The 20443-nt window shown below is 65.5% G+C and carries 15 protein-coding genes and 1 tRNA gene; 10 read left to right on the top strand and 6 right to left on the bottom strand.

Translation table 11 applies throughout. The features are described 5' to 3' along the window. Window positions 1-18: 18 nt before the first annotated feature. The 5 genes from mce to OEX18_02775 are packed head-to-tail and all read right to left on the bottom strand — an operon-like array spanning window position 19 to window position 5664. Window positions 19-423: a methylmalonyl-CoA epimerase gene (gene mce / locus OEX18_02795; GenBank protein ID MDH4336185.1), complete on the bottom strand. Its 405-nt coding sequence runs from the start codon at window positions 421-423 to the stop codon at window positions 19-21. After that, window positions 420-2078, bottom strand: a complete 1659-nt coding sequence (locus OEX18_02790; protein MDH4336184.1) for a methylmalonyl-CoA mutase family protein — start codon at window positions 2076-2078, stop codon at window positions 420-422. Before OEX18_02790 ends, mce begins: the two co-directional genes overlap by 4 nt. Then, window positions 2078-2605, bottom strand: coding sequence for a biotin/lipoyl-binding protein (locus OEX18_02785; GenBank protein MDH4336183.1), 528 nt, complete (start codon window positions 2603-2605; stop codon window positions 2078-2080). Before OEX18_02785 ends, OEX18_02790 begins: the two co-directional genes overlap by 1 nt. Continuing rightward, on the bottom strand, window positions 2593-4098 hold the full coding sequence (gene accC / locus OEX18_02780) for an acetyl-CoA carboxylase biotin carboxylase subunit (protein MDH4336182.1): 1506 nt from the start codon (window positions 4096-4098) through the stop codon (window positions 2593-2595). The genes OEX18_02785 and accC overlap by 13 nt, the downstream gene beginning before the upstream one ends. Before the next feature lie 12 nt (window positions 4099-4110). Then, window positions 4111-5664, bottom strand: coding sequence for an acyl-CoA carboxylase subunit beta (locus OEX18_02775; GenBank protein MDH4336181.1), 1554 nt, complete (start codon window positions 5662-5664; stop codon window positions 4111-4113). A gap of 340 nt (window positions 5665-6004) precedes the next feature. On the opposite strand from OEX18_02775, the gene OEX18_02770 reads away from it, so the two are divergent. Then, a complete protein-coding gene (locus OEX18_02770) occupies window positions 6005-6514 on the top strand; it encodes a hypothetical protein (GenBank protein ID MDH4336180.1) in 510 nt (169 codons plus the stop codon). A 43-nt stretch (window positions 6515-6557) separates the two neighbouring features. Further along, on the top strand, window positions 6558-9488 hold the full coding sequence (locus OEX18_02765; protein ID MDH4336179.1) for a M6 family metalloprotease domain-containing protein: 2931 nt from the start codon (window positions 6558-6560) through the stop codon (window positions 9486-9488). Between the two features lie 39 nt (window positions 9489-9527). On the opposite strand, the gene OEX18_02760 is transcribed toward OEX18_02765, so the two are convergent. Next, the gene (locus OEX18_02760; GenBank protein MDH4336178.1) at window positions 9528-12185 is read right to left on the bottom strand and encodes an isoamylase early set domain-containing protein; all 2658 of its coding nucleotides are present in this window, start codon (window positions 12183-12185) and stop codon (window positions 9528-9530) included. A 259-nt stretch (window positions 12186-12444) separates the two neighbouring features. Here OEX18_02760 and OEX18_02755 point away from each other — a divergent pair, with 259 nt between their 5' ends. From OEX18_02755 to tig, 8 genes are all read left to right on the top strand, one after another. Then, complete coding sequence (locus OEX18_02755) at window positions 12445-13626, top strand: thiolase family protein (GenBank protein ID MDH4336177.1); 1182 nt, start codon at window positions 12445-12447, stop codon at window positions 13624-13626. 132 nt (window positions 13627-13758) lie between these two features. Beyond that, window positions 13759-14610 (top strand): 3-hydroxyacyl-CoA dehydrogenase family protein, encoded by an 852-nt coding sequence (locus OEX18_02750; GenBank protein MDH4336176.1) that lies wholly within the window; start codon window positions 13759-13761, stop codon window positions 14608-14610. A 9-nt stretch (window positions 14611-14619) separates the two neighbouring features. Then, window positions 14620-15402 (top strand): enoyl-CoA hydratase-related protein, encoded by a 783-nt coding sequence (locus OEX18_02745; protein MDH4336175.1) that lies wholly within the window; start codon window positions 14620-14622, stop codon window positions 15400-15402. A gap of 24 nt (window positions 15403-15426) precedes the next feature. Continuing rightward, on the top strand, window positions 15427-16596 hold the full coding sequence (locus tag OEX18_02740; protein ID MDH4336174.1) for an acyl-CoA dehydrogenase family protein: 1170 nt from the start codon (window positions 15427-15429) through the stop codon (window positions 16594-16596). A 23-nt stretch (window positions 16597-16619) separates the two neighbouring features. Then, the gene (locus tag OEX18_02735; protein ID MDH4336173.1) at window positions 16620-17828 is read left to right on the top strand and encodes an acetyl-CoA C-acyltransferase; all 1209 of its coding nucleotides are present in this window, start codon (window positions 16620-16622) and stop codon (window positions 17826-17828) included. A 25-nt stretch (window positions 17829-17853) separates the two neighbouring features. Next, window positions 17854-18903, top strand: a complete 1050-nt coding sequence (locus tag OEX18_02730) for a 3-isopropylmalate dehydrogenase (GenBank protein ID MDH4336172.1) — start codon at window positions 17854-17856, stop codon at window positions 18901-18903. Window positions 18904-18948: 45 nt separating this feature from the next. Continuing rightward, window positions 18949-19033: transfer RNA gene (locus tag OEX18_02725), tRNA-Leu, on the top strand. A gap of 20 nt (window positions 19034-19053) precedes the next feature. After that, the gene (gene tig / locus OEX18_02720; protein MDH4336171.1) at window positions 19054-20409 is read left to right on the top strand and encodes a trigger factor; all 1356 of its coding nucleotides are present in this window, start codon (window positions 19054-19056) and stop codon (window positions 20407-20409) included. Window positions 20410-20443: the final 34 nt, after the last annotated feature.

Raw genomic sequence — 20443 nt, 5'->3', positions numbered from 1 at the left:
GTCAACGGGCAAGCCCGACTACCTGCGATTCTGGACCAGCTCGCACAGCACCCGTCCGGTGGCCTTCGGGTGGATGAAGGCCACCAGCGAGCCCTGTTTACCGGGACGCGGCGTTTGATCGATGAGATCGACGCCGCGTTCTTTCATTTCTGCGAGGGCGGCATGAATATCATCCACCTGGAAGGCGACGTGGTGCATGCCAGGCCCGCGTTGCGCGATGAACTTTGCAATGGGGGAGTCGGGGGTGGTGCCCTGCACAAGTTCCACGTCGGTACCGCCGGTGGCGACGGTGGCCACGCGCACGCCGTAGCCCGCGATCTCCTCGCGGTGGGTGACCTTGAGGCCCAGCACGTTCTCGAAGAGCGCAACGGCCGTGTCGATGTCCTCGACGGCGATGGCGATGTGGTCGATGCCGCCGATCATCGCATGCCTCCGCGGTCGCGGTGCCGTCCGAATGTCTTCGCCAGCGTGTCGCAGATTTCGCCGATGGTGGCCCGCGCCGCCACCGCGTCCATGATGAGTGGCATCAGGTTGTCCTTGCCGCGTGCCGCGGCGTCGAGTGCCGTCAGCGTTTTTGCCACGCGCGCTCCGTCGCGCGCCGCGCGCCGCGCTTCCAGCCGCGCCACCTGTTCGCGCTCCAGCGCGGGGTCGACGCGAAACACGGGCGTGTCTTCCACCCCGCCCTCGTTCGCGGTGTTCACCCCCACCACGCGTTCGTCGCCCCGCTCCAGCGCCTTCTGGTACTCGTAGCTGGCGCGTTCGATTTCGCGCTGCGGGAAGCCCTGTTCGATGGCGGTGATCATGCCGCCGAGCTTCCCGATTTCGGCCATGAGGGCCAGCGCGCGCTCTTCGAGCGCGTCGGTGAGTGCCTCCAGGTAGTGGCTGCCGCCGACGGGGTCGATGGAATCCGCCACGCCGGACTCCTCCAGGATCACCTGCTGGGTGCGCAGCGCGATGCGCGCGGCGCGATCCGAGGGAAGTCCCAGTGCTTCGTCCAGGCTGTTGGTGTGCAGCGACTGGGTGCCGCCCAGCACCGCCGCCAGCGCCTGCAGGGCGGTGCGCACGATGTTGTTCTCGGGCTGCTGGGCGGTGAGCGTGCTGCCTGCGGTCTGCGAGTGGAAACGCAAGAGCAGGCTGTCCGCCATCTTCGCGCCGAAACGGTCGCGCATGAGTGTGGCCCACATGCGCCGCGCGGCGCGGAACTTGGCCACTTCCTCGAAGAAGTTATTGTGCACGTTGAAGAAGAACGACAGGCGCGGCGCAAAGTCGTCCACTTCGAGCCCCGCGTCCACACCCGCCTGGACGTAGGCGACGCCGTTGGCGAGGGTGAATGCGATCTCCTGCGCCGCGGTCGCGCCCGCCTCACGGATGTGGTAACCGCTGATGCTGATGGGGTTCCAGTTCGGCATCTCCCGGGCGCACCACGCAAACATGTCGGTGATGATGCGCATGGATGGCGCGGGCGGGAAGACATAGGTGCCGCGTGCGATATACTCCTTGAGAATGTCGTTCTGCACGGTGCCGGCCAGCTGCGATCGTTCCGCGCCGCGCTCCTCGGAGACGACGCAGTACATTGCGAGCAGGATGGAAGCGGTGGCGTTGATGGTCATGGAAGTGCTGACCGCGTCGAGCGCAATGCCATCGAAGAGTGTTGCCATGTCGTCGACGGTGTCGATGGCGACGCCCACGCGGCCCACCTCCCCCGCGGCCAGCGGGTGGTCCGAGTCCAGCCCCATCTGGGTGGGGAGGTCGAACGCGACCGAGAGTCCCGTTTGCCCGCGCTGCAACAGAGAGAGGAAGCGCTCGTTGGTATCCCTGGCGGTGCCGAAGCCGGCGTACTGGCGGATGGTCCAGGGGCGCCCGCGGTACATGGTGGGGTATACGCCGCGCGTGTAGGGAAACTCGCCCGGAAATCCCACGCGCTTCCCGGTGGCGTCGTCCGGCGGGGCGTCGGGGGCGTAGACCGGTTCGATCTCGATGCCGGACGAGGTGCGGAAGTGCGGCTTGCGCTCGGGGCGCCTGGCCACGAACGGATCGTAGGTGTTCTTTCGCCAGTCCTTGCGGGTGCGCGACGCCATCAGTCCCTCTCGATGGTTACCAGCGCGGCCTGCGAATCGACCTTGTCGCCCGCCGCCACGCTGACGCTCTTGACCGTTCCTGCGACGACACTGGAAAGTTCGTTGCGCATTTTCATCGCCTCCATCACCACCACGGAATCGCCCGCGGCCACGTGGTCGCCCACGGCGATCCGCACCTCCACCACCAGTCCCGGCATGGGTGCCTTGACGGTAAAGTCGCCGGTATGCTCGTGCTCCTTCTCGGCGTCGCGCACCGCCACCAGCAGCTCGTCGAGCACCTCGACGTCGTAGTGGCGGCCCATCACGCGGGCGAAGTACTCGCCGGTATCGGGGCGCACCGGCGCACTCTCCACCAGGAAGGAGCGGCGGTCGATGAGCAGGGAGAAGGTGTTCGGGTCGCCGAAGGTCTGACAGTCCACGGAGAGGGCGCGCCCGTCGATCTGGATCTGGTAGCGGCCGTCTTCCCGCGTGACGTGGAGAATGCGCTCCTGCCCGTCAACCCGTACCACGAATTTCATCGCGACCACCGCCGGACCGCGTCGGCGCGCGCCGCGCGGCGCCAGCCATCGCCACCGTCGTCGCTCATTGCATAGCGGACGGTGGAGCGGTAAGCGTGTGCGGCGATACAGGCGGCGATGCAGGCCATTTCTATCTCTTCGTCATGCCGGTGCAACAGGGTGGCATCGAAGTGCATCTCGATGTGTTTGGTGTCGTAGCTCCCGTCGAGGAACGCCGGCTCCGCCAGCGCCCACAACAGGAAGTCGACGTTGGTACGAACCGGTTCGCAGCGGTACTCGCGCAAGGCCCGGTGGGCGCGGCGAATGGCCTCCTCGCGCGTCTGTGCCCACACCACCAGCTTGCCGATCATGGGGTCGTAGTAGATGGGTATCTCGTAGCCTTCGTACACGCCGTTCTCGTTGCGCACCCCGGGACCCTGCGGGAGCACCAGGCGCTTGATGGTGCCCACCGACGGCATGAAATTGTGCGACGGATCCTCGGCATACAGGCGCATCTCGATGGCGTGGCCGTTGATGGCAACGGCATCCTGTTGAACGGGTATCTCGAGGCCGGCCGCAACCTCGATCTGCTGCTTGACCAGGTCCACCCCGTAGATCATCTCGGTAACCGGGTGTTCCACCTGGAGACGCGTGTTCATCTCCAGGAAGTAGAAGTTTCGCTGCGCATCGACGATGAACTCCACCGTGCCCGCGCCGCGGTAACCGACGGCGGCAGCGGCCTTGCGTGCCGCTTCGGAGAGGGCGGCGCGCATCGTCGGGTCGACGACGGGGGAAGGCGCCTCCTCGATGACCTTCTGGTAGCGGCGCTGCATGGAGCACTCGCGCTCTCCGTAGCTGATCACGTTGCCGTGGTCGTCCGCCATCACCTGGATCTCGATGTGCTTGGGGCGCTCGATGAACTTCTCTATGTACACGGACGCATCCCCGAAGGCGCTGCGCGCCTCTCCCACCGTGAGGGCCAGCGCGTTGGCGAATTCCTTCTCGGCGGCCACGATGCGCATGCCCTTGCCGCCGCCCCCGGCCGCCGCCTTGAGCAGGACCGGGTAACCGATGCGCGCCGCCACGCGTGCGGCCTCCTTCGCGTCGGCCACGGGGCCGTCACTGCCGGGCACGGTGGGGACGTTGGCCTTCTTCATGGCCGCGCGGGCGAGGAGCTTGTTGCCCATGGCCTGCATCGCGTGCGGTGGGGGGCCGATGAAGGTGATGCCCGCGTCGGCGCACGCCTGCGCAAAGTCGCGATTCTCGGCCAGGAAGCCGTAACCGGGGTGGATGGCCCCGGCGCCGCTCTTGCGCGCGGCGGCGATTATCGCTGGGATGTTGAGGTAGCTGTCACGGCTCTCGGGCCCGCCCACCCGGTGTGCCTCGTAGGCGTGTGCCACGTGCAGTGCCACGCGATCCACGTCGGAGTAGATCGCGACCGGCGTGATACCCATCTCCTTACAGGCACGCGCGATGCGGACGGCGATCTCGCCCCGGTTGGCGATTAGAATTTTGTTGAACATGACAGGCGCCAACTACAGCGGGATGTTGCCGTGCTTCTTGGCCGGCAGGCTCTGCCGCTTGTTGACCAGACTCTCCAGCGCCGCGATGATCCTGGGCCGGGTCTCGGCCGGTTCGATCACGTCGTCGATGTACCCCAGCGAAGCGGCGATGTACGGGTTGGCAAACTTCTCGTTGTACTCGGCCACACGCCGCGCGCGCTCGGCCGCGGGGTTGGCGGCGGACTCTATTTCCTTCTTGTTGAGGATGTTCACCGCGCCCTCGGCGCCCATCACCGCCAGCTCCGCGGTGGGCCACGCAACATTATAGTCCGCGCGGATGTGCTTGGAGCTCATGACGTCGTAGGCGCCGCCGTAGGCCTTGCGCGTGATCACGGTGATCTTGGGAACGGTGGCCTCGCAGAACGCGTACAGCAGCTTGGCGCCGTGCTTGATGATGCCGCCCCACTCCTGTTCGGTGCCGGGCAGGAAACCGGGCACGTCCTCGAAGGTGAGCAGCGGGATGTTGAACGAGTCGCAGAAACGCACGAAGCGCGCACCCTTGAGCGAGGATTTTATGTCGAGCACGCCGGCAAGCGATTTGGGCTGATTGGCCACGATGCCCACGCTGCGCCCGTTGAGCCGCGCGAAACCCACTACGATGTTTGTGGCGTAAAGCGGCTGGATCTCGAAGAAGTCACCCTCGTCCACGATACGGTGGATGACGTCGATCATGTCGTATGGAACCCTGGTGTCCTCGGGGATGATGGTGTTGAGCGAAACGTCGCGCCGGTCGGCCGGATCTTCCGCGGTCTTGCGCGGCGCCTCGGTGAGGTTGTTCTGCGGGACGAAGGACAGCAGCCGGCGGATCATGAGGATGCAATCCTGGTCATTGCGCGCCATCAGGTGAGCGACACCGCTCTTGGTGGAGTGCGCCTGCGCGCCTCCCAGGTCCTCGAATGACACCTCTTCGTTGGTCACCATCTTGATGACGTTAGGCCCGGTGACGAACATGTGGCTGGTCTGGTCGACCATGATGATGAAGTCGGTGATGGCGGGGGAGTACACCGCGCCGCCCGCGCAGGGTCCCATGATGGCGGAAATCTGGGGGACCACGCCCGAGGCGAGCGTGTTGCGCAGGAATATCTCCGCGTAGCCGCCCAGGCTTGCCACACCCTCCTGAATGCGCGCACCGCCGCTGTCGTTCAACCCCACCACTGGCGCGCCGTTTTCCACCGCCAGGTCCATCAGCCGGCAGATCTTGGCGGCGTTGGACTCCGAGAGCGTGCCGCCGAAGACGGTGAAGTCCTGCGCGAACGCGTACGTCAAGCGGCCTTCGACCGACCCGTACCCGCACACCACGCCGTCGCCCGGCACCTGGCGCTCGGCCATGCCGAAGTCCGTGCAGCGGTGCGCGACGAACACGCCCAGTTCCTGGAACGTGGCCGGGTCGAAGAGAAGGTTGATTCGTTCGCGCGCGGTGAGGCGGCCCGACGCGTGGATCCTGGCCACGCGCTCCTCGCCGCCGCCGCCGTGGGCCTGCGCGCGCATCTGATTGAGTTTTTCCAGCTTATCGTTGGTCCTGGACATTCAGACCGACCGTGGTTGGGTGTTGGGGACGCGGCGCGGCGCCGCCCGCACGGCCCCGCGGGTGAGCAAGTAACCCACGCCCTGACAAGAGATTAGTAGGCGTGATTCTAGGGGCAGGGGGTGCGCGGCGTCAACGTTTTCGGTTGCCCGGATGCCGTAATTGCTGGTATTATAGTGTCGTTACGCGGCCCATGGCGGGCCGTTTTCGCATGCGCGGGAGGAGATTTTGCGCCGTCCGATTTTGTTTCTTTTGAGTGCCTTGCTGATCGGGGCCGTGGGGTGCGGGGAGAAGGAGTCAACGGGGGACCAGGCCGCCGTGGCCCAGGATGCGGCCCCGTCCGTGTCCAGCCAGTTGCCCCCGTCGGATGTGACGGACAAGCCTGGCGAATCCATGATCGAGGAGTCCGGCCAGCAGTTCCCGGTTGAGGGACTCTACCTCAATCCGTACTTCGACGACGCGGGAACGCAGACCGAGCTCGCGGTGAAACCCGACGAGCCGTTCCGGGTGCACATATTCGCCGAGACGGTGGAGCCGTACTCGACCAATGCCATCCAGTACCGGATTTCGTTTCCCGCCGGCATCGAAGTGATGGGGAACAGCGAGTTCGAGCACAAGAGCGTCTCGACCGGCGACCCGGCGGTCAACTATATGCTGGCGTACGACTGCCAGCCCGCGGGCCGTTTCCGGACGGTCACCTATATCCTGCGCGCCACGCAGGAGTTCACCGGCGGAGAGATCCAGGTGCTGGAAGGGCTGCCGGCCAATGGCATCAATTTTATCGGCTTTGTTTCGTGTGAGTTCGTCGAGATGCGCGCCACCGGTGGCAGTGCCACGTTGACGCGCAGGTAGTTCGCATCGTCCAGCGCCTTCCGCCCCACGCGGCACTGGCATCATGAGGTTGGCATTTATGGGTTGCCGTGTGCTTGTCCGCGCCGCGTCTTGCGGCGTTCTGTTGTTTCTCGCCACCACTGCCTCCGCGGTAGCACCCCCGCGCGACGGCGGAGCGCTTCCCGAGTCGATGCGGCGCGCGTCCAAACTGGACGCGAGCGCCTACACCGTCAAGCACGCCTGGGCGCAGAAGGCGCGCCGCATGCGCGAACAGCGCCGCGACTTCGTGGTTCACAATGGTCCCGGCGCGCTTGCCGCCGCGGCGGCGGGCGATTTTGCGCTCACCGGGACCATGCGGGTTCCGGTCCTGCCGGGCTACTTCAGTGACCAGGCGGTGGTGCCCATCACCGCTGCGAATCTGCAACTGCAGCTCTTCGACAGCAATCCCACCGGCACCATCGGCCAGTATTACAGCGAAGTCTCCTACGGCCAGTTCACCATAGACGGCGACGTCTTCACGTGGACGAAACTGGCCAACGTGAATTCCTACTACGCCGGTTCTTCCAACGGAACCGTTCCCGGGTTCGCGCGAACCGGCGAGTTCATCAAGGAGCTACTCGACGCGCGCGACGGATCGGTCGACTTTGGCCAGTATGACAACGACGGCCCCGACGGCGTGCCGAATTCGGGCGACGACGACGGCTTCGTCGACCTGCTGTGTGTCATGCACAGCCTGCCCGGCGCGGAGTGCGGCACGTATCCAAACAACATCTCGTCGCACACCTGGAGCTACTCGGCGTGGCCGGCGTCCGGTGATGCTGCGTTCGTGACCAACGATCCCGCCGCGGGCGGTGGCTTTATCCTGGTCGACGACTACACCATCGGCCCCGCCCTCAATTGCAGTCCGGGCCCGCCGGACGGGACCGGCAAGTACCCGCAGCCGGCATGGATCGACATCGGCGTGTACTGCCACGAGTTCGGCCACGGCCTGGGGCTGCCCGATCTCTACGACCGCAACGGCGGCAGCAACGGCATCGGCCACTGGGGCATCATGGGCGCAGGCAGCTGGAACACGCCGGAGAGGCCCGCGCACCCCGAGGCCTGGACGCGGGTGGAGCTGGGCTGGACCGTCCCGGTTGATATCGGCTGGCAGCCGGTCACGGCGTCGATCGGCAACGCGGAGCAGAACCCGGTTGCGTACAGGCTCCCGTTCACCGACGACCTCTTCCGTCGCTCCAGCGAGTGCGTGATCGCGGGCAACTACTCGCTCTACTGCGGGCGCACCGCGGCCGAGGCCGCGGCGCGCAACTATGCGGATCCCGGCGCGGGCTACGGCCCCAACTGGGTCGAGACCATCGAACGCGACTTCACGTACGGCGGCACCGGAACGGTGACGTTCTCGTACAAGTACCGCTACGACGTGGAACCGGGATACGACTTTGGCTACGCGCTCATCGAGGTCAACGGGGTGGAAGACACGCTGGCCACCTACACCGGTCCGGGCAACGGCACCGCCACCATTGCCCTGGCGCCCCATCTTGCGCCGCTGGCGGGCGCGGGCGGCACCTACACGCTGAAGTTTCGTGCCACCTCGGATTACTCCTTCGACGATGCCGACGGCAACGATCCGTCCACCTGCGGCCTGCTGGCGATCGACGATGTTTCGGTGCAGGGCGGCGGCGAGAATTACACGAGCGGATTCGAGACCTACGCCGACGGCTGGTTCCAGGACCCGGCTGAGAACCCAGTCCGCGAGTACTGGCTGGTGGAAAACCGCCAGCGCATCGGCGGCGACCTGAACCTCGAGGGCGAGGGCATGCTGGTATGGCACGTGGACGAAGGCATCCTTCATTCGCCGACCATGCAGAACGACGGCACCGGTGGCGCGGTGCGCGGCCTGGTCCTGGAGGAGGCCGACGGGCTCGTCAACATGGTGGGCAGCAACTTTGGTGATGAGGGAGATCCGTTCCCCGGTACGGCCAGCAACACGCTCTTCGGAAGTCTCACCAACCCGTCGAGCATCGACAATACCCAGCGCGCAACGCGCATCGAGGTGAGCGCCATCGGCGCCTCGGCACCCACCATGTCGGCCACGCTGCGCGCGGGCAACCGTGGTCCGCTGGCCACGGCGGTCGCCCCGCCCGCCATCGACAACGACCAGGTGGCGGCGCAGATCGAAATTGCCGGCGCGCGCATCCAGGCCGGGGCGACGTTTGTGTTCGTGCTGCCCGGCGCTGTGATGGAACCATCGGGTGCCTACGATTCCGGCGACATTCTACCCGTCTCGCTGGAGTGGGTGGATGCCACCCTCATCCGCGCGACGGTGAATGTGTATTCCAAGACCGCCGGTCTGTGGGATCTGGTGGTGACCAACCCGGACGGCCAGTCCTACACGCTCGCCAGTGCGGTTACCATCAATCACATCGTGGCCACCATGCTGCGCGATGCGTCAATTTCCGTGACCGACACGGGTGTGCGCCTGCGCTATGAGCTGCTGGGCCGCGAGGCCAACGAGGTGGTGCGCCTGTACCGCTCGCAGGATCCCGACGGCGGATGGCGCGTGATTGCCGATGGGCTGGAGCCGCAAAGCGGCGGAAGCTACGAATTCGTGGATACGAACGTAGAGCCGGGGCGCACCTACTACTACCTGCTCGAGTCGCAGATCGACGGCGACACGCCGCGCGAACTTCACCGTGGCTCGGCCACGGTGCCGGCACGCGACATGGTGCTGGAACAGAACCATCCCAATCCGTTCAACCCGAGCACGTCCATCCGCTTCTTCCTGCCGGCCCGGGGAACCGTGGCGTTGAATGTGTATGACATCCGCGGCGCGCTGGTGCGCAGGCTCGCGCAGGGAACCTTCGACGCCGGCGCGCACACCATGGCCTGGGACGGTACCGACGATGCCGGCCGCCCGGTGGCGTCGGGTGTCTACGTGTACCGCCTTACAGCGGATCGCCGTTCGCAGACACGCAAGATGCTGCTGGTGAAGTAGAGTCGGGGAAATCGTCGACAGGGCCCGCGAGCCGGTTGTCTAGCGGCTGACGATGACCACGGAGTTCTGCCCGCCGAAACCGTCCGGTTCCGTGAGCTTGGTGGACGGATCCAGGATTTGCTTCTTCTGATCGACAAGGAAACGGTATGCGTAGCGCCCCGGTGCGAGCGAAAGCGTGATCTCCCACGTCTTGCCGTCCCGCTTCTGCAGCTTGTGATTCTGCGGGGACCAGCCGTTGAAACTGCCCACCAGCGATACCGATGACGCGGCCGGTTCTTCGATACGGAATGTCACCAGGCGGTGGGTCTCCGACTGGGCACCCTCGCCGGCGTTTTCACGCGCCACCAGCTCCCTGTAACCCTCGGCCAGTACCATGAGGTCGTTGTTGAATTCGTCGGCGGCAAGGTTGTCGTTGCTGCCGAGTGTGAATTCCACCACCGATGTCGCATCGCCCACGAACTTCAGCAAGATGTGATTGCGATCCGCGTCCAGGTGAACCACCGCCGAAGACGTATCGCTGGAAGTGCCCACGGTGAGCGAACGCCGCCCGTTGATGATCAGCGTCGCCGGACAGTTGGCAACCAGGCGTGCCTCGATGTCGGTCTCGTATTCGCATGCGACCACCGTGTAGAGGAATGACACGCCGGATCCCTTGATGATGCTGTTGACGCTGACTTCGCCGCCGGGGCCGCATGCGGAAGCGGGCACTGGTTTCCATTTGAGCATCCCGTCGGTGCCCGCGTAGCTCTGCAGCAGCCCGATGCCGGACTCGGGCGGCAGCTTGCCATTCAGGCCGCCCTTGGCGGGAAACGGACCCAGCGCCGTCCACTGGTACGGCTTGAAGAGGCTGGCCGAGATGGTTCCCGCGTCGCGTTCGCTGGAGAAGAACTTGAGCGTGAACGGAAAGACGCCGGGGCGACATGGTGTCGGCACCTCGACGTTCAAGGTGGTGCGCATGGTGTCCGACGCCGAGAACGGAATATAGCCCTGGTTGCCCTGGGCGAGACGCAACCCGCTGGGGCTGAACCAGAAGTACTGGGTGTTCTCCGAGGCGCGGCTGTTGCGGGCGAGCGACACCTCGATCGGCACCGACTTGCCGGTGATGATGCGCCCGCGGGGAAAGCGCGCGACGACGCTCACCGGGGGCTGCACGAACACGGACCGCTCCGAATAATACCGTGCGCGTCCACCGTCGGTGTTCTCCAGCGTGATCATGAAGGTTACCGTGCGCAGGTTTCGCGGGCCGGGTCGGACGCGGTGCCGTGCGGAAAAGCGCAGCGGTTCACCGCCCGGGCGGACGGTGAGGTCGGCGTTTGCCAGCGGCGCCAGTCCCTCGCCCAGCACCCCGGCCTGTATCGCCTTGAACTCGATGGGGCGCCCGGTGGAGGAGATCTGCCAGCGCATGAGAATGTCGTTGCCCTCCACCGTTGTGTTGCTGGAGAGCGCGGTGGTCACTTCCGCGCCGATTCTTCCGAAGCGCAGTTCGAACAGTTGGTTCTCGGCGCGCCGGGCGAGGAGGAGAACGTCTTCAGTGAGGCGGGCCGCCGCCGCGTTGGCGTCGCTGCCGGGGAACGCGGCGCGATCCTCGGGCTTCCAGAAGCGGCTCTCACCGAGGTGATCGCGCAGTTGCGAGACCGCCGTGTAGACGTCTCGCACCGCACGGTCGCCCGTTTCGAGCGAGTGGGAAGCGTGCGGGTCACGCGCGAGCGACTTCACCTCAGCCACGCTGGACTCCAGTCGGACCACATCTGCATCGCGGAACCTGCCGCACGCGCGCACCAGCGTGTAGAGGATATCCAGCGCCACGGTCCGGTCAACGAGGGGCTCGTCGATCATGGCTCGCTCGGTGGCAAATACGGCGAGAATACCGGCGTTCGACGGTGACAGCATGGGGACGGCGCGTAGCGCGGCAATTTCCCTTTCAAGCCCGGCGGTGCGCAGGACATCCACCGCCACCATGCGTTCCACGGTGCGCGAGGTGGCGTTGTCTGCATTTCCAGGGGTGTGTGTGAAGTCGGCCGTCCAGGGCACCACATGCCGGCGGACCACCAGATCGGTGATGTTTCCGCCCACGATGCCGTCGAAGGAGACCGGCAACGCCGCGATGGCACTAACGTGCCGCGACAGCTGGCCGTTGATGGCGTCGATGGGGAAGAAGAATGCCGCGTCCGGGTCGAAGCTGCGCGCCACCACCGCGCGCTCCACCGCCCGCGCACTGTCATACCAGTACAGCGCGGGCATGGTGCGGCGCAGTTCCAGGTTGATGCGCGCGAGCCGCTGCTGGTCCACCGCGAGCAACGCGTTCAGGCCCGGATCCTCGACGCGTGCGTCTTCGTCTCCCCATGGCGCCCGCGACTCGATGAGGCGATCGCCATCACGGTCCTCGGCGGAGTAGAGATAGGTATAGTACCGCGCGATGGAATAGGCGGCCTGGCTGACGCGGGCCTTGTTGCCCGTGGTCTGGTAGGCGTCCCACGACATGGTGGCGAGCATCGGGTAGGAACTCAACTCGCGCGCCATGGCGGGAAGCGCGTAGGCGCCGGACTGGGCCTGCGACCGGAATACCTCGGCCAGCTGCACCTCCAGCGCGGAGGCCACCGCGGGCGACATGCGCGGCTCGGCCGCCGGCTGGGCGGCGAGGGCGCTCGGGTAGGCGAGGACGGCCATCATGACGCGGAACGCAATGAGCGGCCGCATCAGGATCGCAATCCGGCTCCCGTGGGACCCCGGGAGGCCCCGGACGAATTCTACAACCTGCTTGGATTTCATAGGATACGCAGCGTCCGGGAGCGTGAATGCAAAGAGCGAACCAGCGCCGTCGGCCGCCCCGGTTTTTCTTGACCTTGGGGCGGGGGTCGGATAGGCTTCGGGCCGAGCAACCTGTTGAGATTTCAGCCGTTAATCATTCGATCCAGCGGATGGTTCCCACCACCCGCGACGGATTCGTGAGGGGATTGTGTCCTCGCGTGTAGCCATTCTCGAGGCCAAGCGGACTCCCATCGGCAAGTTCCTCGGCGCTTTCAAGGACATTCCTGCGGTGACGCTCGGCGCGGACGTAGCGCGCCAGGTGCTTTTCTCCTCCGGAATCTCGCCGAGCGACGTCGATGAAGTCCTCATTGGTCACGCCCGTCAGGCGGGTTGTGGCCCCAATCCCGCGCGCCAGGTGTCGGTGGGTGCCGGCATTCCGGAGACGGTGCCCGCGTTCACCATCAATGCCGCGTGCGGTTCCGGTATCAAGTCGATCGCGCTCGCGGCGGATGCGATCCGCCTGGGCCGTGCGACCACGGTGCTCGCCGGCGGCATGGAGAGCATGTCGCGCGTGCCGTTCATGCTCGACCGCGCGCGCGAGGGATACCGCCTCGGCAACGGTGCCGTGGTGGACGGGATGTATCGCGACGGATTCCTGTGTCCGCTGGCCGACATGCTGATGGGCGCGACGGCGGAGATTCTCGCGGAGGAATTCGATATCAGCCGCGAGGAGCAGGACGACTGGGCGGCGATGAGTCAGCATCGTGTCGAGCGCGCCATGTCGGCGCAGGTATTCGCCGACGAAATTGCTCCCGTGACGGTAGCGCGGCGTGGAGAGTCCATTGTCGTTGACAGCGACGAACATCCGCGCGCGGGCGTCACTGTGGCCGACCTCGCCCGCCTGCCGGCGGTGTTCCGCAAGGATGGTTCGGTCACGGCCGGGAACGCCTCCGGGATCACCGACGGTGCCGCCGCGCTGGTGCTTGCCTCCGAGCAGGCGGCGCGCGCGTCCGGCAAACGCCCGCTGGGATGGATCCGGGACTTCGTGGCCACGGGTGTGGAGCCGCGGCGCATGGGCATCGGGCCGGTGCCGGCGGTGCGGCAGATCCTGGAGCGAAACGATCTCAAGCTCGACGACGTGGGCGTCATCGAGTTGAACGAGGCTTTCGCGGCGCAGGTAATCGCGTGCGAACGCGAGTTGAAATTCGACCGGGCGCGCGTCAATCCCAACGGTGGCGCGATCAGCCTGGGGCACCCCATTGGATGCACGGGTGCGCGCATCGTGGTGACGCTCCTGCACGAGATGCGGCGCCGTTCGGCGTCGCTGGGGATCGCCACGCTGTGTGTCAGCGGCGGCATGGGCATGGCGCTGCTCGTGGAACGCGATTGAGGCCGCGGGCCGCACCCGTATCAGCCGATTTTTCAGCAAGGGAATACCAGGGAAGGCCCGTTGGCCTTCCCCGTGGAGCGACCGCCACGCGCGGGACCAGCAGGGCCCGGATCGGGGCCGAAAGGAGTTGTCATGAAGAAGGTTGGAGTTGTCGGGTGCGGGTTGATGGGTTCGGGCATCGCGCAGATCAGCGCGCTGGCCGGCTACACCACCCACGTGGTCGAGATCAACGATGACATTCTCAAGAAGGGAATGGCCAAGATCGAGGAGTCGATGGAGAAGGGGAAGAAGCGGGGCAAAATCACCGAGGAGCAGTTTGCTGCGGCGCGCAAGAACCTCTCGTCTTCCACCGGGCTGGCGTCGCTCAAGGACTGCGACCTGGTCATCGAGGCGGTCACCGAGAACACGGAACTCAAGAAGAAACTGTTCAAGGACCTCTCCGGCATCGTGCGCGGTGACACCATTCTCGCCACCAACACCTCGTCGATCTCCGTCACCGAGATCGCCGCTGTGGTGGACAAGCCCGAGCGCATGGTCGGCATGCACTTCTTCAATCCCGTTCCGGTCATGAAGCTGGTGGAGATCATCAAGGGCCACACGACCTCCGACACGGTCATGGCGGCGTGCCGCGAGTTCGCGGTCGCGGTGGGGAAGGAACCCATCACCTGCCCGGACACGCCGGCGTTCGTGGTGAACAAGCTGCTCATTCCGTATCTGCTGGACGCGGTCCGCATGGTGCAGGACGGTGTGGCGACGCCGGAAGACGTGGACAAGGCCATGGTGTACGGCTGCGGCTATCCCATGGGCCCCATCACGCTCCTCGACTACGTGGGGCTCGATACCACGCTGCATGCCGCCGACGTGATGTACGCCGAGTTCCGCGAGTCCAAATACGCGGCGCCGGTTCTGCTGCGCCGCATGGTGCAGGCCGGGCACTGGGGTCGCAAGACGGGGCGGGGCTTCTACGCGTACGAGGGGAAGTAGGTGATGGCGGTGGAGTTCGAACATCTTCTGTATGAGGTTACGGACGGTATTGCCAGCATTACCATCAATCGCGCCAGCATGCTCAACGCCCTGTCCAGGCACACGGTGGGCGAGCTCGACAGGGCGTTTGCCGCCGCGGAGGCCGACGACAGTGTGCGCGTGCTGATCATCACCGGTGCCGGCGAGAAGGCGTTCGTCTCCGGCGCCGACATTTCCGAACTCGCCAAGATGGATCCGGTGAGCGGGAGAAAGACATGTGAGATCGGGCAGCGCACGTTCCGGCGTCTCGAGACCATGGGCAAGCCGTCCATCGCCGCGATCAACGGCTACGCGCTGGGCGGTGGCTGCGAGCTGGCCATGGCGTGCACCATCCGCATCGCTGCCGAGAACGCCAAGATCGGGCTGCCGGAGGTTACGCTGGGCGTCATTCCCGGCTACGCGGGAACCCAGCGCCTGCCGCGCATCGTGGGGCGCGGCGTGGCCATGGATCTCATTCTCACCGGCCGCGCGGTGGACGCCGCGGAGGCGCACCGGCTGGGGCTGGTGAGCCAGGTGGTCCCGCTGGCCGGGCTGGCGGAGGCGGCGCGAAAGACGGCGCTGCGCATCCAGCGCAACGGGCCGCTCGCGGTGCGCGCCGCCATGCAGGCGGTCGACTACGGGCTCGACGTCGGGCTGGACCACGGGTGCCGCATGGAGGCAACCCTGTTCGGGCTGCTGTGCGCCACCGACGACATGCGCGAGGGGTTGCAGGCATTCCTGGAGAAGCGCAAGGCCGACTTCAAGGCCCGCTAGAGGGCAACGCAAAGGAAACAAACCATGAAACGGTTCGACGGGTTCGATTTCGTGATGGCGGATTCGCTTCTCACCGATGACGAGAAGATGGTGCGCGATGCCGTGCGCGTATTCATCGAGGAGGAGGCGCTGCCCAAGTTCACGGACAGTTATGAGAACGGTACCTTCCCGGCGGAGCTCGTCAAGCCGCTGGGAGAGTTGGGCGTCTTTGGATCCACCATCCAGGGCTACGGCTGCGCGGGTCTCAACAACGTGGCCTACGGGCTGATGATGCAGGAACTGGAGCGCTGTGATTCCGGTCTGCGCAGTTTTGCCTCGGTCCAGTCGGCGCTGGTCATGTATCCGATCTACGCGTTCGGTTCGGAGGAGCATAAGCAGAAGTGGCTGCCGCAGCTTGCCAAGGGCGAGATCATCGGTTGCTTCGGTCTCACCGAGGCGGACTTTGGCAGCAACCCGGGAGGCATGCTCACCACCGCGGTGGAGGACGGCGACGACTACGTACTCAACGGCTCCAAGATGTGGATCACCAACGGCGTGGGCGCGGGGGTGGCGTTGGTGTGGGCCAAGCTCGACGGCGAGGTCACCGGGTTCATCGTGGAAAAAGAGCGCAAGGGGTTCCAGGCCAACCCCATCAAGTACAAGCTCTCGATGCGCGCCAGCGACACCGCGGAGCTCGTGCTCGACGGTGTGCGCATTCCCAGGAGCAACCGGCTGCCCGAGGCGAAGGGACTCAAGGCCGCGCTCATGTGCCTCAACCAGGCGCGCTACGGCATCGCCTGGGGTGTCATCGGCGCCGCCATGGCGTGCTTCCACGAGGCGCTCGAGTACAGCAAGGAGCGCATCATGTTTTCGCGTCCCATCGCGGGCTTCCAGCTCACGCAGAAGAAGCTCGCGGACATGGCCACCGAAATATCGCTCATGCAGCTCATGATGATTCAGCTGGGCCGGCTCAAGGACGCGGGCAACCTCAAGTTCCCGCACGTTTCCATGGCCAAGCGCAACAACGTGCGCAAGTCACTTGAAATTGCACGCATCGCGCGCAGCATCCTGGGCGCCAATGGCATCTCGGGCGAGTACCAGTCCATGCGCCACATGTGCAACCTCGAGACGGTTGATACCTACGAGGGAACGTACGAGATCCATACGCTCATCGTGGGTGACGCGCTCACCGGCATCGCGGCCTACGATTCTTGAACGCAGAGAAGGATGACGGAGCCATGCGCAAGAGAGTGGTGATTCTGGGCGGTGCACGCACCCCCATGGCCGAGTGGGCCGGTGGCAAGCGCGGTGACGGCAAGCCGGGCGGCGCGCTCAAGGACGTCTCTGCGCTGGAGCTGGGCGCGGTTGCGGCCCGGGGCGCAATGGAGAAGGCGGGCGTGGCGCCGGAGAAGATCGAGCACGTGGTGATGGGCAACGCGCTTCAGACCAGCGGTGACGCGCTGTACGGTGCGCGCCACGTCGGCCTCAAAGCCGGCATTCCTTTGCCGGTGCCCGCGCTCACCGTCAACCGCCTGTGCGGTTCGGGTATCCAGTCCATCGTCTCCGGCGCGTACCTCATCGGAGACGGCGCCGGCTACATACTGGCCGGGGGAATGGAGAACCTGAGCCAGGCGCCGCACGTCATCCGCGGGGCGCGCACCGGGATCAAACTGGGACAGGGGCAGTTGGAGGATTCGTTGTACGTGTCGCTGATGGATCCCATGTGTGGCCTGTTCATGGCCCAGACCGCCGAGAGGCTGGCCGCGCGCATGGGCATCTCGCGTGAGGCCCAGGACGAATACGCGCTGCGCAGCACGCACCTGGGCGAGAAGGCTGCCAACGGCGGGGCATTCGTCGACGAGGTGGTGCCGGTGGAGGTGCGCCGCGGCACGCGCGTGCTGGGCAGCGTCGAGCGCGACGATCACTTCTACGTCAATGCCACCCTGGAGGGGATGGCCAAGCTGCCGCCGGCGTTCGGCAAGGACGGCACCGTCACCGCGGGCAACGCGAGCGGCATGGTGGACGGGGCGGCGTGTGTGGTCATCGCTGACGCCGACGTGGCCGCCCGCGAGGGACGCGTGCCCATCGCGGAAGTGGTGGACTGGCACGTGGTGGGCGTGGAGCCGTCGGAGATGGGCATCGGACCCTCCCCGGCCATCCGCGGCCTGCTGAAAAAGACCGGACTCCGCCTGGACGACATCGACCTGTTCGAAATCAACGAGGCGTTCTCCGCGCAGTACCTGGCGGTGGAGAAGGACCTCGGGCTGGACCGGGACAAGGTCAACGTGAACGGCGGTGCCATTGCGCTGGGGCATCCCCTCGGCGCCACCGGCACCCGGCTGGTGTTGACCCTCGCTCTGGAACTGGGCCGCAGAAAGAAGACCTATGGCATCGCCAGCGCATGCATCGGCGGTGGCCAGGGAATTGCGATTCTCATCAAACGATAAGACGCTTCAATTAAGGAAGGACGATATGGCAACCATTGCGGTAATCCCCGGCGACGGGGTCGGCCCGGAAGTGACCGACGAGGCGCTGCGCGCACTCAAGCGCGTCAGTGAGATCGAAGGGTTCAAGTACAAGACGGTGACATATCCGTTTGGCGCGGAACACTTCCTGAAGACGGGGGAATTGATGCCGCAGGGCGCCCTCGAGGAGTTCAAGCAGATGGACGCCATCCTGCTGGGCGCCATTGGCGATCCACGCGTGGAGACGGGCGTTCTGGAGCGCGCCATCATCGGCGGGTGCCGGTGGACGCTGGACATGTACATCAACCTGCGCCCCATCAAGTTGTACGCGGAGTACCTGTGCCCGCTCAAGGACAAGAAGCCCGAGCATATCGATATGGTGTTCGTGCGCGAGAACACGGAGGATCTCTACATCGGGATCGGCGGGCACTTCAAGAAGGGCACGCCCGACGAAGTCGCGATCCAGCAGATGATCATGACCCGCAAGGGGATCGAGCGGGCGGTGCGCTACGCATTCGAAATCACGCGCAAGCGCAACAAGCGCAAGAAGCTCACCCTGATCGACAAGGCCAACGCCATCGGCGCCATGGAGATCTGGACGCGCACCTTCGAGGAGGTGGGGCAGGAGTATCCCGATATCGAGCGAGACCACGCCTATATCGACGCGGCCTGCATGTGGATGGTGAAGAATCCAGAGTGGTTCGACGTTGCGGTGACCGGCAACATGATGGGCGACATCATCACCGACCTCGGTGCCGCCATCTCGGGCGGGCTGGGCATCGCTGCTTCGGGCAACATTCACCCGGGCAAGGTGAGCATGTTCGAGCCCATTCACGGTTCGGCGCCCAAGCACGCCGGCAAGGGCTTGATCTGCCCGCTGGCGGCAATCGCCGCGCTGCAGATGATGCTCGATTTCCTCGGGCAGCAGGGGGCGGCCGAGCGGCTGGACAGCGCCATCACCCGGGCGCTCACGTCGGGTGAGATCCGGTCGCTGTCGACAGACAGTGGCATCAAGACGAGCGAGTACACGAATATCGTCCTGAAGCACCTGCAGTAGGGTGGGAACGATATAACTGTTTGTTTGTAAAAGAATTACCGTTTTGCGAGAGTGGCGGAACTGGCAGACGCGCTGGACTTAGGATCCAGTGAGGAAACTCGTGGGGGTTCGACTCCCCCCTCTCGCACCAGGACGGAGAGGATGACGCACGTGCACGAACACGATCACGAACATGGTCCCGGCGAGGGACACAGCCACGACCACGGCCATGACCACGATCACGGGGAGGCCCGGTCCTTCTCGGTTGCGGTGGCGAGCCCCAGCGGCACCCGGCGGGTACTTTCCATCCAGGTGCCGGCCGAGGAGATGGAAAAAGAACGGTCACGGGTACTCGCGGAGTACCGGCGCGAACTGCGCATTCCGGGGTTCCGCAAGGGCAAAGTCCCGCTGGCGTATATCCAGAAGAACTACGGGGACACCATTCACACCGATGCGGTCCGAAACCTGCTTCCGGCCGTATTCGAACAGGCGCTGCACCAGGAGCGGCTGTTCCCCCTGGGGGATCCCAGGTTCGAGAAGGTCGAGTTCCCGGAGGGCGGCCTGTCCTTCGACGCCCATATCGAAGTGCGCCCGGACATCGAACTGAAAGGTTACGACCGGCTCACCGTCGAAGCCACGCGCCGCGAGATCGCCGATGGCGACGTGGACGAGATGGTATCGCACCTGCGGGAGCGGATGGCGGTGTACAGCACCGTCGATCGTGCCGCCACCACGGCTGACTACACGGTCCTGGACTATGTCCCGCTCTCCGAAGCGGGTGAGCCCGAGGAAGCGCACCGGGTGAAGGATTACCCGGTGGCGCTCTCCAGCGAGAATCTGCTGGAGGAGTTCAAGACGGGGCTGGTGGGCGCCCGTGCCGGGGACGAGAAGACCATCACGGTGGTCTACCCGGCGGACTTCGGCGATGCGGAACTGGCCGGAAAGACGCGGTCGTTCCAGGTGCGGGTGACCGAGGTCAAGGAGAAGCTGCTGCCGGACGCGGACGACAGCTTCGCCAAGCGGGTCGACCCGCAGGTGGCCTCGTTGCTCGAGCTGCGGCTGCGGATTCGGGAGCAGCTCAACGCCGAGGAGGAGTCGCGCTTCCGCCGCGAGGTGGAAGAGAAGATCATCGACGCGGTGATCGCCGGGAACGCGTTCGAAGTTCCCGAGGTGATGGTACAGAATTACCTCGCCTCCCTCATCGAGGAGGACCGCCGGCAGCGCGAGGGCTCCGTCGACGACGAGGCACGTGACAACGCCATCCGCGAGAGCTACCGGGAGACGGCGCAGCGCGCCATCCGGCGCTACTTCATCCTGGACGCGATCCGGCGCCAGGAGAACGTGGCGGTGACGCGCGAGGAGATCGACGAGCGCATCCGCGTCATCGCCGCCCAGGTGGGCAAACCCGAGGCGGAAATCCGGGGCCTGCTGAATCAGGGCCGCCGGCGGGCGAATCTGGAAAGCGATTTGCTTGACGAGAAGTCCATGGCGTTCCTGCGGGGGCGCACCACGGTCAAGACGGGGTAGGTTTGGCTTGGGCGGGGTGGCGGATGTACATTAT

It is taken from the genome of Candidatus Krumholzibacteriia bacterium (genome assembly GCA_029865265.1).
Taxonomy (GTDB): Bacteria; Krumholzibacteriota; Krumholzibacteriia; order WVZY01; family JAKEHA01; genus JAKEHA01.
The sequence above is the reverse complement of the archived record's forward strand: the minus strand, read 5'-3'. Positions and strand labels throughout refer to the sequence as shown.